At 36.1% G+C, this 15,949-nt stretch carries 9 protein-coding genes and 1 pseudogene; 5 read left to right on the forward strand and 5 right to left on the reverse strand.

What is annotated here, in order from left to right; genetic code table 11:
- Positions 1 to 12 precede the first annotated feature (12 nt).
- From BN1243_RS16230 to BN1243_RS16240, 3 genes are all read left to right on the forward strand, one after another.
- A complete protein-coding gene (locus tag BN1243_RS16230) occupies positions 13 to 642 on the forward strand; it encodes a GntR family transcriptional regulator (RefSeq protein ID WP_062108536.1) in 630 nt (209 codons plus the stop codon).
- A 57-nt stretch (positions 643 to 699) separates the two neighbouring features.
- A complete protein-coding gene (locus tag BN1243_RS16235; RefSeq protein ID WP_062108538.1) occupies positions 700 to 1,419 on the forward strand; it encodes a WecB/TagA/CpsF family glycosyltransferase in 720 nt (239 codons plus the stop codon).
- 282 nt (positions 1,420 to 1,701) lie between these two features.
- Complete coding sequence (locus BN1243_RS16240; RefSeq protein WP_062108540.1) at positions 1,702 to 2,766, forward strand: glycosyltransferase family 4 protein; 1,065 nt, start codon at positions 1,702 to 1,704, stop codon at positions 2,764 to 2,766.
- Between the two features lie 383 nt (positions 2,767 to 3,149).
- Here the strand turns inward: BN1243_RS16240 and BN1243_RS16245 are convergent, their stop codons facing one another.
- From BN1243_RS16245 to BN1243_RS16265, 5 genes are all read right to left on the reverse strand, one after another.
- Complete coding sequence (locus tag BN1243_RS16245) at positions 3,150 to 4,187, reverse strand: LCP family protein (protein ID WP_062108542.1); 1,038 nt, start codon at positions 4,185 to 4,187, stop codon at positions 3,150 to 3,152.
- Positions 4,188 to 4,363: 176 nt separating this feature from the next.
- Positions 4,364 to 5,413 carry a CDP-glycerol glycerophosphotransferase family protein gene (locus BN1243_RS16250; RefSeq protein WP_230200225.1) on the reverse strand — a complete coding sequence of 350 codons (1,050 nt, stop codon included), beginning with the start codon at positions 5,411 to 5,413 and terminating at the stop codon, positions 4,364 to 4,366.
- A 112-nt stretch (positions 5,414 to 5,525) separates the two neighbouring features.
- On the reverse strand, positions 5,526 to 5,921 hold the full coding sequence (gene tagD / locus BN1243_RS16255; RefSeq protein ID WP_062108546.1) for a glycerol-3-phosphate cytidylyltransferase: 396 nt from the start codon (positions 5,919 to 5,921) through the stop codon (positions 5,526 to 5,528).
- Positions 5,922 to 6,110: 189 nt separating this feature from the next.
- Complete coding sequence (locus tag BN1243_RS16260) at positions 6,111 to 8,363, reverse strand: SH3 domain-containing protein (RefSeq protein ID WP_062108548.1); 2,253 nt, start codon at positions 8,361 to 8,363, stop codon at positions 6,111 to 6,113.
- A gap of 157 nt (positions 8,364 to 8,520) precedes the next feature.
- The gene (locus BN1243_RS16265; protein WP_230200226.1) at positions 8,521 to 10,932 is read right to left on the reverse strand and encodes an SH3 domain-containing protein; all 2,412 of its coding nucleotides are present in this window, start codon (positions 10,930 to 10,932) and stop codon (positions 8,521 to 8,523) included.
- 390 nt (positions 10,933 to 11,322) lie between these two features.
- Between BN1243_RS16265 and BN1243_RS16270 the strand changes: the two genes are divergently transcribed.
- Both BN1243_RS16270 and BN1243_RS16275 read left to right on the forward strand, forming a co-directional pair.
- Positions 11,323 to 14,631 carry a CDP-glycerol glycerophosphotransferase family protein gene (locus tag BN1243_RS16270; RefSeq protein ID WP_062108552.1) on the forward strand — a complete coding sequence of 1,103 codons (3,309 nt, stop codon included), beginning with the start codon at positions 11,323 to 11,325 and terminating at the stop codon, positions 14,629 to 14,631.
- Between the two features lie 38 nt (positions 14,632 to 14,669).
- Positions 14,670 to 15,890, forward strand: a pseudogene (locus BN1243_RS16275) (CDP-glycerol glycerophosphotransferase family protein); the annotation flags it as partial.
- Positions 15,891 to 15,949 lie beyond the last annotated feature (59 nt).

Consider the following 15,949-nt stretch of genomic DNA (forward strand, 5'->3'; position numbering starts at 1 on the left):
TTATTCGTCCAAATGGAAAAAAGCCAATCCTTAAAGGATGACGTCCGTAATAAAATTATTACCGAAATTTTGCGAGGGAACTTCCCAGTCGATAGCGTCATCACTGAAAAGCAACTTATAGAAATGTTCAATGTCAGTAAAACGACAATACGTGAAGCGCTAGTAGAACTCCGCAATGAGAATGTGTTGCAGAGCATGCCTCGTTATGGTTATCGAATCATCCAATTAAATAAAAAGGACATCGATGACGCATTGGAAGTTCGTACATTATTGGAACTTTCTGGTCTCGAAAAAACAATCGCAACACTTAATCAAGATAAAATTGAGCAATTAAAGGCGTGTCTTGATGAGTGTGATCCAGCTAATAATGAGAGCGATCTATGGACACACTGGAATAATAATGTGCAATTTCATTTGCAGTTGAACAGTTTAGCAGGAAATGAATGGATGCAATCGCTTCTTGATAAGACAATGAAAATTTTAAGCAGAGCATATGCGCAATCCTATTGGAAACAATGGGGGAGTCGAGTAACGAGTCTTGATACAGATACACACCGTAAAATCCTCGAGCTCTTGGAGAATGAAGAATATGAGCTTGCAAAAGCAACTTTAAAGGAAGATATTTTGAAGTTGGAGATTTAAACAAATTTGGTATAATAGCTTGTACGCTTAAATGAATAAAAACAGGAGTTAAACACTTTGAAAAAAGTCAATATTCTCGGTGTCGAGTTCGATCATACAACAAATCAAGAAACGTTGAATACTTTACACCAAAAATTAAAAATGCAGAAAAAGACATTTGTCGTTACAGCCAATCCTGAAATAGTTATGTATGCCTTAAAAGATCAAGAATATATGAACATACTGCAAGAGGCAGATCATATTATTCCTGATGGGGCAGGTATCATTTTAGGCTCAAAAATAATTAAGCAACCACTCCCGGAAAGAGTACCAGGGGTGGACCTTGTGAAATCTTTATTAAAAATAGCCGATCAAGATCAGTTGAGTGTATTCTTTTTAGGAGCAAAAGAAATGGTCATCGAGAAAATGGTTGATAACGTGAAAAGCGATTTTCCTCATCTGAAGATCGCAGGCTATCATCATGGCTTTTTTAAAGATGGAGATCAAACAATCGTTGAGATGGTTAAAAAGGCGAATCCGGATCTTGTCTTTGTAGCATTAGGTTTCCCAAGACAAGAAAAATGGATCTACCAAAATCTAGCAACATTTGAAAAAGGAATTTTTATGGGAGTTGGCGGCAGCTTCGATATCCTTGCAGGCACAGTGAAAAGAGCACCCATCTTTTGGAGAAAGCTAAATTTAGAATGGCTTTACAGAGTCGCTCAGCAACCATCAAGGTGGAGAAGGTTGAGTGTCTTACCAATTTTTGTGAAAAAAATATTACAAAATAAAAGATGAATGAGAGATGCGCTCCTTATAATGCGGGAGCCCTTTCATCATAAATAAAAATTACCAATTGTTGTAACACTTTCTTCATCTTTATCGTCTAAGATTAAGAGGGTAGTTGAAAACTAGACACGTTTCGGCTACTATGTTAGATAGTGAATGAGAGTTATAGAGAGATAACTAGATTTAGTCTCGACTTTAACCTCCTCCAATTCATCTACAATAATTTGGAACTAAACAAAGTGATTAGATTTTACGAATAAATGCAATAGTAACTGTAAGGGAGGTTGCCTAATGGAATTTCTGTATTTGATCATATGCTTTGTTGCCTCAATTTTGATCACGCCAATCGTTAAAAAGCTTGCTATCAAATGGAATGTAACGGATCAACCTAATTACAGAAAAGTTCATCAGAAGGCGATGCCAAGACTAGGCGGATTAGCTATTTATATTAGCTTTATTGTTGGGTTAATCATAACACACGAGGACAGCCCCTATTTATGGCCGATCATTATTGGCAGTTTGATCATTGTAATAACGGGAATTCTTGATGACAAATATGATTTACCTCCTCGATATAAATTAATTGGCCAATTATTGGCAGCGTTTGTAGCCATTAGAGGCGGATTTGATTTAGAATTCATTAATCTTCCATTTGGAGGTCAATTGGAATTTGGTTACTTAACCATTCCGCTAACAATTTTGTGGATTGTGGGAATGACCAATGCGATTAATTTTATAGATGGATTAGATGGACTTGCTGCCGGTGTATCCGCAATTGCTTTGATTACATTGAGTACAATGGCCTTTATCCAAGGGGATCTATTTGTTATTACCATTTCGCTCGTCCTTTTAGGAAGTACGCTAGGATTTTTAGTTTACAACTTTTTCCCGGCAAAAATCTTTATGGGGGACTCGGGGGCATTATTTCTAGGTTATATGATCGCAGTGCTATCATTACTTGGATTTAAAAATGTAACGTTCGTCTCTTTCGTTATCCCGATTATTATTCTCGGTGTTCCGATTTCTGATACATTTTTTGCGATCATTCGCAGACTCGTTAACCGAAAGCCGCTTGCTTCAGCAGATCAACTGCATCTGCATCATCGTTTAATTAGCTCAGGCTTCTCGCATCGACAAACTGTGTTAATCATTTACGGTATCTCGATTATGTTTAGTTTAGCTGCTGTGATCTTCTCGATGGCAACTGTTTGGGGTTCACTGTTGATCATTGCCATACTGCTCCTTGTCATTGAACTTTTTGCAGAACTCATTGGACTCGTCGGTAAAAATTACCGACCAATACTAAAAATCATGCGGCCAAGAGCGAACAACAGCCGTTATAATGACCGCCTATAAGCAAGAGCCCACCTAAAAAGGGAGCTCTTGCTTTTTTTGTTTTGGAAACTATAAAATCGGACGGTGTGGATAAGTTATGCCGATGTATTGTTTACGTCCAGCTTCGGCGCATATCGACTAGCAAACTTCTAGGCTTCTTCCTACGATAAGTCAACATCGGCTCATTCTTCGCCGTGTTTCCTTTATCTCAGGCCAACAGGATGTTGGTCAGAACGGCGTTGCGCCAGGACGGCGCGTTTTTAGCCGTTCATCTTTAATATAGAAGTTTGTACGTCGATGGGCAATGCGCCTGCGCTTTTGTATTTTTTCGACAAAATTCGGGGCGTGCCAGGCACCCTATAGAAACAGAAAACCCGGAAGAGTTATTCTTCCGGGTTCGTTTATTATTCTTCTGTAGAAGCTGGATTTGCTACGTTTGTTGTAGTTCCACCGGGTGAAGCGAGATCAAGATGCTGTTTTAAAGCTAATTTTGTTTCTTCAAGGGAGGCATCATCTAATTGCCAGTAGTAAATATTTCTTCCACTACTATTTGGAATATAGGCATCGTCACCCTCTAAATTTATCGTCTCAATTGATAATTGGCCGGAGATTCCGTAATCAATAAATGCAGTCATTTCTTCAAACGTCATATCGGTTTTCATATTATCACCGATCGCATCAATGATTTGACCGTACTTCGGCAAGGCCGTACCAGATGCGGCTTTCTTCATCATCGCTTTAATGATTTCTTGCTGACGTTTACCGCGTTCAATGTCATTATCTTTTTTCCTTGTTCTTGCTAATGCCAAAGCTTCTTCCCCGTTTAATGTTTGTAATCCTTCTTCTAACGTAATAGCTCCTGCCCGGTCGTTAGAATCTTGTTCAGAGAAAGTATATGGCACATCAACTTCAACTCCGTCAAGTGCATCGATAATTTGCATGAATGCTTCAAAATCAACACGGACATAATAATCAACAGGAATATCAAGTAAATTTTCTACTGTTTTAATCGTTGACGTCGGACCACCATAGCTATGAGCATGGTTGATTTTTGTTGAGTAGCCAACATCATCAATGTACACATACGTATCACGCGGGATGGAAAGCAGCTTTACGGATTTACTCTTTTCATTTAACGTCGCTAGCAAAAGCGCGTCTGAACGAGTGTTGCTTCCTTGGCTACGCTTTTCACTTTCATCAATTCCGATAAACAAAATCGACACGTTATCAATTTTCGGATTGACCTTTTTCTCTCGTAAATCAGATTTACCATCACGCTCATCATGATAAGAATTAGCCATCATGTCTTCCGCTTTTATATACAAGTGCACACCATAACCAACGCCTAGACCTGCAACAAGCATAATCGGAAAAATTAAAAACCAAAATATTCTTCTTCTCCGAGTCTTCTTTTTATTTAACTTTATTTTCTGACGTCCCATAAGGAAAGAACTCCTTTATAATAATTTCATTTACCTAAACTGTTCATTTGACAATTAAACATGCTAAACAATATAATACTATGTTTTTAGTATTAGGTAAAATACATTTTGGTGACAAATGTTGGCTGTAGAACTAAATTCTATAAAACTATGAATACAAAATGTAAAATCATCCACTATTTAGAGCGCTCAACTCTTTTATATAATGCCTTTACGAGGTTTTCACTAGAATTCCCAGTAGAGTATTCATTCCATGTCTTAGCAAACTGACGAACATCATTTAAATGAAACTCTCCATTTTTCAATACATGAATAAGGGCATCTGTTGTATGAACAACAGGTCCAGGTACCATATTCTCATAATCTTCCCAGAACCCACGTGTACGTGAGTATTCTGCTAAATCATATGCAAAGAAAATCATCGGTCTTTCCAACAAAGCAAATTCAAATGGGATCGAGGAATAATCGGAAACGAGAATATCTGTCACAATTAATAAATGATTCACATCCTGAATGGAAGAGACGTCATAGATGAAATCCGGATATGGATTATCCCAAGAATCTCGAACAGCAGGATGGAGCCGTAAAAATAAGACATAATCATCTTTTAAACACTTGTACAATTTTTCAAAATCAAGAGCCAACTTGGCAACATGAAGTTCCTGATCACGAAAAGTCGGCGCGTATAAAATCACCTTTTTTTCTTGAATGACAGGATATTGCTCAGTAAGCTGACTTGTTACTATTTGCTGGGCAGCATCATCAAAAAAGAAGTCGGTTCTTGGTATACCAGTACGCAACATATGCTGATCATCTAATCCAAAGCTTTGCTGAAAAATATGAGCCATTTTATCGCTGCCAACAACGACATGAGTGAAGCGGTCATACACTTGTTGGAAACGTTTTAAGGCACGAGCAGAACGATTTTGGATAGAGGGATCCCTTAACCCAAATTGTTTAATCGCACCAGCCGCATGCCAAAGTTGAGTGCACTGAACGTCTTCTCTAAATTCTGCGACAGCCAAAAATCCAAAGTAATTATCAACAAAAATATGACTAGAAGTAGCCAAATGATAGATAGAACGAAGCCAATCAAAAGGACGGCTTGGCTCAAACTGCAAAACGATTCGATGAGGCTGATCCGTAAAATCAACCTTACATTGCGCTGTCTTCAAAATGATAACCTGTTCATCGCCATGCTTTTCCAATTCCTTTAACGTAAACAAAACATTATCCCCAAACGAAGCAACAAAAGTTGACTTCTGCTTTTGGGGATAAAGCTTAAAAATATGGAAAAATATACTAAACACAAATAAATAAAGGCTAATCGAAATTTCCCTAACCATTTGCCTTATTCAAATCCTCTTTAATTTTAGTAGTCGAAATGCCAACCGTTCTTGGCAAATAAATAACTTCACAATAATCTTTCAGAAAATCAAACTTACCTTTCCAATCATCGCCCATGACAAATACATCGACATCATGTTTCTGCACATCTTCGATTTTCTGATCCCAAGTATTTTCCGGAATCACTTCATCAACGTAGCGAACAGCTTCCAGTATCGCTTTACGTTGTTCATAGGAATAATAAGCTTTCTTGCCTTTAATCGCGTTGAATTCGTCGGTTGAAATAGCAACGATCAAATAATCTCCATATTCTTTAGCGCGACGTAGAATATTGATATGTCCAGTGTGGAGAAGATCGAATGTGCCGTATGTTAAGACTTTTTTCACGATAGTAGACCTCCGTGTAATTATAATCAAGAATTACTCGCTACAAAATAAGATACTTTTCGCTAAAAACATACATTAATTATACTAGTTCCTGGGGAAATTAAAAGACCGGATTTTCCTATTACTGTTTTTAAATTCGTTATTGAAGGAAGGAGCGCGATAAACATCCTTTCCGCTCCTTCCCATATTCTACTTGATACGAATATATTGAGTTCCGTTCATTCCGCCACTGATCCAAGCATCTTTTCCGTTTACGCGAATCAAATACCATAAATGGGCGTCAGTTGTTTTCGTTGTGATTAATTGATCTTCCGCATCAAGTGTTCCTGCAACTCGCTCCCCGTATTTTAAAGAACCTATTGGATTATTGATCGTATTTGTTTCCGCACGAATATTTAAAGACGATGCAGTGACTTCTAGTAAATTCAATAATTTTACATAATCACTGTGTACCCAACCCATTTTTCCGTCATATTTAGCTTGATACCATATAGAATTATTGTTAACGACTTGTCCAGCTTCTTCACCCGTAATTTCTAGAGTAGTTCCTTTTGGAATTGTAATGATTGATTTAGCATTAGTACTTGCTATTTCACGAAGGTTTAACTTATCCGCAGAAACGATACCGTATATACCTTGAGGATAAGTCATAACAGTTTGAACTGGAGTCGAGTTTATGTTGCCCTGCCATACAGTACTGCCTCTCAAAGCTGTAGCTTGATTAAGAAATTGTGGAACATCAAATACTAATACATAATTGCCTGATAGTTTTTCATACATTTGATAAATGGTTGCCGTTTGTTTGCTTGCCCAGCCAACATCAGTCGCATATTGGTGACTTGCTTGATAAGAGCCGTTTAATTGGGCGGGATTCCATCTCATTTTATATAGTGTGTCTTGTGTTTGATTAATATAACCATTCGCAACGAAACCAGCACCTTCGCGGATCGCTTCATCAACTGAAAACCAGCCGCTATCATAGGCCTTTTGTGCGCCGCATTCATTCGGGCAGCTGTTAAAAGCACCAATGCCGTACATGTTATACACTTTTTTCGGTGATATATCCATAATAATCGGTTTACCGTTTGAATCTTTTACGATTTCACCTTTAGCATTTCGTTTTGTCCATTTGCTAATACCAGTCGCTAATTCTGTGCTGCCTCTTCCAGTTTCCAAAAGGGCATGAGCAATTAAATAAATTTCGTTTATTTTGTACTTATTAGCGCCTTCCACAAATATTTTTGCTTTATTTGTTAAGACACCGGCATTGGCTAAAATTTTCTGATTTACTTCATCAACATCAATGCCTGCAGGATGAGATAGTACGAGAAACTGAAATGATTCTGGACTACCGAATGGGAAGTTGACTGGATTTGTATAATATTCAATTTGATTGCGACTGGCTAATTGCCAACCGTTTCCTTTTGTTAAATCTGTATCTGCATAGGCTTTAAGTTGTGCATCAACCATTTTCGGTAGTTCATAATTGTATGTTGAAATATGAACAACGTCTTTCGTTGTAATATCATCGATATGGACATAGCCTGTTTGTTTCTTTCCCTTTATATCAATTGTAGTTTCAAACCAAGAAGGGGAATAGGTTGTTGCTGTTAACACAGAGTGCTGCTTAACATTTAGTAATACATTTGCATGCTTTGAAGCTTTAGCATATATAGTTGTAGGGTTTTTAGTAGCTCTGCCTTGTTCTGTCTGTTTTTGCTCCAAAAGTCCTTCGACATGATCTGCATGAATATAACCAGTTGTTGGCTTGCCATTAATATAGACTTTCGCTTCGTACCAATTGCTGGCAAATGTTTTATAACTTAAAACCGTACCTGCTGGATACTTTTTTAACTGGCTCGCTTTCGTAGATGCTTGTGAATAGACTGCTGTACTTTCTAGTAGTGCGATCCCTTTTACGCCAACTTGAGGTGTAACAGAGTTATCTATGTCTGAATGCTGAATATAACCCTTTTTCGCTTTGCCGTTCATGTACACTTTTGCTTGATACCAACCATTGGAAAATGTTTCATATTTTAGTATAGTACCACTGTTATATGATTTCAGAACTTGTGAGTCAGTAGAGGTTCTAACGTAAACATTCGTATTGTTTCTTAATGCTATTCCTTTAGAAGAAGTAGGATTCATTTCTGCTAACTCAACATCTTGTTTAAAAATATAGCCACTTACTTTTTTGCCATTTATATAAACCAGGGCACTGTACCAATCTTCATTGTATGTTGTAAATTTCAAAATGGATCCTTGAGGATAGCTTTTTAAAGCTTTAGTTTCTTTAGAAGTAGTACTGTAAACATTGGTTTGATTTTGCAAAGCAACTCCTGTAAGTGAGGTTGACGCTAAGGCGCTGCCAGAAGCAGAAGGGTAAAATAAACATAAAAGTGCAAAAAACAATGAGAATTTTATATATAAATGATTCTTCAAAGATGATCCTCCCTATAAAAATAGATAATTATAAAACTACTGTTTCATCATACGATGATTGAGCGGAAATTTGCAGTGGAAATTGTTTGTAAAAATTACGAAACAGAAGAGCATAAAAAAGAACCCTATGCATTGTGCATAGGGTTCAATAAATTTATTACTTAACTTTTATATACTCAGTTCCATTTTTACCGCCGCTTACCCAAGCTTTTTCACCATTAAAGTAAATGTAATACCATATATGGCCATTAGCGGATTTTGTTTGAATGTTATTTTTAGCATCTAGGACAGCTGCAAGCTTATCAGCGTTTTTAACAGAACCTACAGCATCGTATGCAGTTCCTGCATCTTTTCTAACATTGATATTAGTTGCAGTTACTTCTAGTAAATTTAATGGTTTCACGTAATCGCTATGAACATAACCTGTTTTACCATCAAATTTAACTTTATACCATAGATTGCTAGCCCCGACAGTTTGTCCTGTAGTTTCAGCCAATACTTCAATAATGGACCCATTTGGAATCTTCGCGATTTCCTTTTTGCTTGTACTTGGATCTGGTCGCATGTTCAGTGCGGTTGATCCTGATTCAACAAGACCTTTGACCTCTGCTGGATAAGCAGGTTTTGGAGGTTCTGGTAAGTATGCATTTGGATCACCCGATTTACTTGGTTGTCCTGCATACTTAGGAACATCAAAGAATAAAACATATCGATCAAGTAGATCATAAATTTTCTTAAGATTACTTGTTTGTTTAACGGCCCAAGCAATGTCAGTTGCATATTGATGGTCACCAGGTTTAACAGGGTTCCATCTCATTTTATACAATGTGTTCTGACCTTTATCGATATAACCAGTGCCGATAAACTCTGCTCCGCCAATAATGGCTTCATCAACAGAGAACCATTGTTTCTCAAATGCACGCTTAGCACCACATTCTAATGGACAGTCGTCAGTTGCACCAATACCAAATAAGTTATAAACGGTATGTACAGCATCTTCTTTCGCTACAACATTTCCATCTTTATCGACGAAAACGCCTTTTGCTAGATCAGACGTACCATTTCCAGTTTCTAATAAAGCGTGAGAAATTAAATACGCTTCATTAATATTATACTTTTTACCAGCTTCAATGAATTTTTGCGCTTTACCTTGCAATACCCCGCGGTTAATAAGGATTTTATTATTAACTTCGGTTGCGTTCAAACCTGCAGGCTCAGACAAAGATAAGAATTGGTAATAACCATTCGAGTTCTTACTAAAATTAGAAGAGTTCACATAGTAAGAAATTTGCTCTTTCGATGCATCTACCCAACCGCCATTTTTCCCGGATACTTGAGCAGATTTATTGAACTGTGTTTCAACAACATTATTAAAATTTGTTGAATAAGCTGTAGTCGTTGTGATCACATTATCTAATGTGACATCATTACGATGAATATAACCTTTTGTTGCCTTACCATTGATATAGACTTTCGCTTCATACCAATTATCTGAAAGAGTTTGAAACTTCAAGATCGTGCCTTTTGTGTACGACTTCAATGTTTTAGAACTTGTAGATGCCTTTTCATAAATCCTTGTTGGAGATTTAAGGCCTACACCTTCTAGTGCTTTGCTTGTTTCAAAAAGTTTCTCTATGTTGCTGTTTTGGATATATCCAGTTGTTTTCTTTCCACTAACATAAATGGTTACTTCATACCAATTGTTGGAAAAGGTATTATATTTTAGAATACTGCCAGCTTCATAGGATTTAAGCTTACTCGCATTAGTTGAAGCATAAGAGTAAACTGTTGTTTGTTTGACTCCGATTCCATGAGCCGTTTTTTGTTCATTAGCAGGTATGGCCGTTTCTACATCACTTTTATGAATGTATCCCGTTTGTTTCTTCCCGTTAACATAAACAGTGGCAGAATACCAATTAGTAGTAAAAGTAGTATATTTCAGGATCGTCCCCTGGTTGTAGCTTTTCCATTGGCTCTTTTTCCCAGCATCCTTATATACAGCTGTCTTGCTTTTTAGAGCAATCCCACGAAAAGATTCTTGCTGTTCTAGGGCATTTTCCACATGTGATTTATGGATATATCCTGATTTCTTTTTCCCGTTTACATAAACAGTTGCTTGATACCAATCTTTGGAAAAGGTTTGGTATTTTAAAATACTTCCAATAGGATAAGATTTTAATGCCTTTGAATTTGTAGATCCGGCTTCATAAACCTTTGTAGAACTCTTAAGTGCAATCCCATTCAAAGTTGTTGCTGCAGTGGTAGCTGTATCAACATCAGCTTTGGCAATGTATCCAGTCGTTCGCTTGCCATTAACATAGACAACTGCACGGTACCAATTAGAATTATGCGCTTCATATTTCAAAATGGATCCTTTTGCATAACTCTTTAAAGCATTTGAACTTGTGGATGTTGAGCCATACACTTTCGTAGGTTCCTTTAAAGCTACTCCATAAAGAGTAGTAGAAGCATAGGCGGTCCTATTTTCTACTAAACTAGTAGAAAAGACTAGTAATAATGCTAGAAGTAAGCTGACAAATGTTAATTGTTTTTGTCGGTTTTTCTTCAATGAATCAACTTCCTCCTTTAATGTAAATTCCATAGTAAGTATAGTACACCTCCTTAAAAAATTGTTAATTTTATCCTATCGTATTATATCGACAAAAATGGACATCTTTTAAAAGTGTCATAAAAAATGAGTCTTTAGCACTATTTAGTGATTTTAAGGAAAACGAAAGATTACTAGATGAAAAATTGTCAATAGACAAACAGAGAGCATTATTTTCAAGAGCTTTAATTAATGTTATGATAATGGTTGTTATACGGGGGTATAACATGGTCAAACTGAAGACTTGTACAACAAGATGAAACCATAGGAAGGTTTTGTCTTTTTTTAAGAGTAGTTTTTGTTTTATGTTCTATAATATAAGATACACAATATGGTTAGTAGGTGTTCGATATGGGCTTATTTTCAAGAAAGAAACGGAAAAAACCAAAGATAAAAGTAAAACATCAGTTATCAGTATTACAACGTGGTAATACATTAACTATTTCTGGTCATATGAACAAGGAAAATTATATGGTAAAAGAATTATGGCTTTTCTCTCGTGAATCTAAAGATGGCCAGAAAATAGCCGAAATAAAACCAGCAACTTCATTTGAATTCAAACTATCATTAGATGAGATTATGACAAAAATGATAGCCTTGGAAGAAAGTCAATTTGACTGGTACTTTAAAATAATTCGACCTTCAATTGATATGACAGAAAATGAATTGAATAGAGAAGATATTGTAATTGTTGAAGACAAAGGTGAGGAGTTCGCAGAATACTTTATTCGTTGTGGCAGATTCCAACAAACAAAAATAGATGGATTAACGTTCCATTATGTAAACGATCAATCAATCATCAACTATATAACAACTAAAGGAAACTTATCACTTACCCTCAATAATGAAGTGGATGGTCCGATCAAGTCACAAATTGATAAGTTAAAGCGGCGGGGCAGTACTTTAATTATTGAAGGTAAAATGTTCACAAGAAATGCGATTGTCCTTTCTGGAGAAATTGTCGCTAGGGGAAGAGAAACGAACGAGATCGTTCATGCAGCCAAAGTGAAATTCAATTCTTTGACAGAACAAATTGAAAAAAAGTATGGGTTAAATAGATATACATATTCTGCAACGATCGATTTCTCAAGTCTCAATAATGGAAAACTATTAGATGAAGATATATATGATCTTTTCTTTAAGTTAGATTTGCATGATCATTATGAAGAGAAGTATGTAAGGATCGGTCGACCGACATTTCGTGCTCGTTTTTTCGTGAAGGAACTTTTTGCTAAAAATGATCGTGAGGCCAATGTTATCAATCCGTACTTTACCTTTAAACTTTCTAACTTATCGTTTGAAATCTATAAATATCCTCTTGATGCTTTTCATTATCTTCGTAAAGTAATGCGGTGGTCGTGGCTTATTCAATTATTCAATAGGAATAATGATACGTGGATTGTAGGAGAAAGAACTTATAAGGCTCAAGATACGGGATATGCATTCTATAGATATATGAGAACAGAACATCCCGAAAAGAATGTGTATTATGTCATTGATCGCAATTCCCCGGAAAGAAAAAATGTAGAAAAATACGGAAATATTCTTGATTATAAATCAAAGGAACATATCTTTCGTTCATTAATCGCCAAGAAAGTTATTTCTTCCCACCATCCTGATTATTTATATCCGATTCGAACAGGCAGCTTTAAACGAAAAGTTAAAGCCGATAAGTTTTTCCTTCAGCATGGCGTAATGGGAACGAAAAATATGGTGGCGAACTATGGGAAGAATGCCCCTGGGTTTGACACAGACTTTTTTATGGTGAGCTCTGATTTTGAAAAAGAAATGATTGTAAATGATTTTGGCTATTCAGCTAAAAACGTGTTTATCACTGGACTTTCTCGCTTTGATACATTATTTGCAAAAGATGTTCAAGTAAAAAGACAAATTTTAGTCATTCCAACATGGAGAGACTGGATTGTTTTAGATGAGGAATTTTTTGAGAGTGAATATTTTGAGCGTTATCAAAGCTTGATCAATAGTCCAGTTTTCCATTCAATGGCTCAAGAGTATAATTTTGAGATTATCTTATGTTTACATCCAAATATGCAGAAGTTTAGTAAATACTTTGAAAACCCAACTATAAAAGTAGTTCATCAAGGAGAAATAGATGTACAACATTTAATTAAAGAAAGTGCTTTGATGATTACTGATTATTCTAGCGTAGGATTCGACTTTAGCTTTTTAAGCAAACCGATTATTTATTATCAATTTGATCGTGATCGATTTATTGGGAAAAGACCTTCACATCTAGATTTGGATAATGATTTGCCAGGTGAAATATGTGTGGAACAAGAACAAATTCTCGATTTGGTTCATTACTATGCGACTCATAACTTTGAAATGAAACCGGAGTATGTGAAAAGGGCAAATAAATTTATAAAACATAAAGACTTGCAAGCATCTGAGAGAATCTATCACGTTATACGTGAGAATCAGGCGAAAAGAAGTATATTAGAGCATCCAAAAGTGTCGATGGTTTCGGTTAGAGTTTTTAATCGTTATAGAAAAAGCAAATATTATTTTCCAACGATGAAATTGTTCTACAGAATTGGTTCGAAAGTGATCCCTGTTGATAAAAAGTTAATTTTATTTGAAAGTGGTTTAGGAAAACAATACAGTGATAGCCCGCGAAATATTTATGAAGAAATCCTGGGAAGAAATCTGGATTATAAAAAGGTTTGGGTATACAACAAATACTATCGCTTTAATGACCCTGATACTATCCGGATCCAACGTTTAAGTCCGAAGTATTATTACTATTTGCTAAGAGCTGGATACTGGGTTAATAATCAAAATTTCCCTACCTATATAAAGAAGCGACCACAAACGACTTACTTACAAACATGGCATGGAACACCACTTAAGAGAATGCTATTTGACTTAAATGAAGTTCATGGTCGCACAGATGATTATGTAGAACGAGTCGGGGACGCTATTAAAAACTGGGATTATTTAATTTCTCCAAGTAAATATGCAACAGAAGCTTTTAAAAGTGCTTTTCGTTTTAAACGAGAAATTTTGGAAGTAGGGTATCCGCGCAATGATATCTTTTATAAAGAAGAAAAGGATGAAATTGCTAGTGGGGTCAAAAACAAACTAAAGCTTGATCCTGACAAAAAGGTTATTTTATATGCACCGACATTTAGGGATAATCAAACGACGGCTAATAATAAGTTTGTTTTTGATATAAACATGGATTTACATCAAATGCAGCAACAATTAGGTGACGAATATATTCTTTTGCTAAGAATGCATGTCGTTGTCCGTAATAAAATCAAAATTGATGAGGAATTACGCGATTTTGTATACAATGTATCTAACTATCCGGATATTCAAGAGTTGTATTTAATATCTGATATTTTAATGACGGATTACTCATCTGTAATGTTTGATTTTGCCAATACAAATCGGCCTATGCTATTTTTTACATTTGATCTGGAAGACTATCGTGATAACTTAAGGGGATTCTATATGGACTTTGAGGACGAAGCGCCAGGTCCGTTAGTGTTTAATACAGAGGAAATTATCGATAGTATTCAAAACATCGAAAATGTTAAAATCGATTATCAAGCAAAATATAGCGCCTTTAGGCAAAAGTATTGCCAGTTAGAAGATGGTAATGCGAGTAAGAGAGTGGTTGATCGAGTTTTTTAATTTTGGAAGCTGTCCATTGACCGTTGATGGACAGCTGTTTCAATAAAGATGAACGGAATTTATTTATACGAGGGGTTTGGAATATGAGGAGAAGAATTTCAAGCATTATACAAATAGCTTTCAAGATTGTTTTCCTCATTTTTGGTTATTTTCCAGTTCGGAAAAAGCTTATTATTTTCGAAAGTTTTCACGGGAAACAATATAGTGATAGTCCGCGAGCGATCTATGAATATTTGTTAGAAAATGATAACTCATTTGATATGTATTGGAGTGTCGATAGAAGATACGTGGATTTATTTAAAGATACAGACATTCCATACATTACTCGCTTTTCATGGAAATGGTTTTGGTTAATGCCAAGGGCAAAGTATTGGGTAGTGAACAGCAGGCTCCCATTATGGTTTAAAAAATCGAACGATACGGTTTATGTTCAAACATGGCACGGAACACCGCTGAAGCGACTCGGTGCCGATATTGAAGAGGTGCAAATGCCTGGCACGGATACCGAGAAATATAGGGAAAATTTCACATTTGAGGCAAGTAAATGGGATTATCTTATCTCGCCAAATGCCTATTCAACAGAAATTTTCAAACGTGCTTTTGATTTTAGAAGAAAGGTCGTTGAATCTGGCTATCCGCGAAATGACTTTTTGATTAATTCTAATGAGGAGATGACAATCAAGAAACTGAAGAATAAGATTAACATTCCGTTAGATAAAAAAGTGATACTATACGCCCCGACTTGGCGTGATAATCAATTTTACGATAAAGGCAAGTATAAATTTGATCTTCAACTTGATTTAGAGCAACTACGTTCCTCCCTTGGCGAGGAATATATCATAATTTTAAGGTTACATTACTTAGTTGCTGAAAACCTAGATTTAACAGGGTATGAAAATTTTGTCTGGGATCTATCTCGCCATGAGGATATTCGAGAATTATATCTTATTGCGGATATGCTCATTACTGATTATTCGTCGGTTTTCTTTGACTACGCGAATTTAAAGCGTCCAATGCTTTTCTTTGTTTATGATATTGAAGAATATCGGGATCATCTGCGCGGATTTTATTTTGACTTCGAGCAAAAAGCTCCAGGTCCGTTAGTGCGAACAACAGATGAGTTAATTAGCGAGATCAAACAAATCGAAGACAATGGATTCCAGCTATCCGAGAATATGGATGAATTTTACCGGAAGTTTTGTTATTTGGAAGATGGTAGAGCGAGTGAGAGGGTAGTAGAAGAAATATTTGGTAGGTAATAAAGCTTAGACAAATGCCTGTCTAAGCCTTTTTTATGAATTTGTCATTTACTTGTGAT

The sequence above is a fragment of the Bacillus niameyensis genome (assembly GCF_001375535.1).
In the GTDB taxonomy this organism is placed as follows: Bacteria; Bacillota; Bacilli; order Bacillales; family Bacillaceae_C; genus Lederbergia; species Lederbergia niameyensis.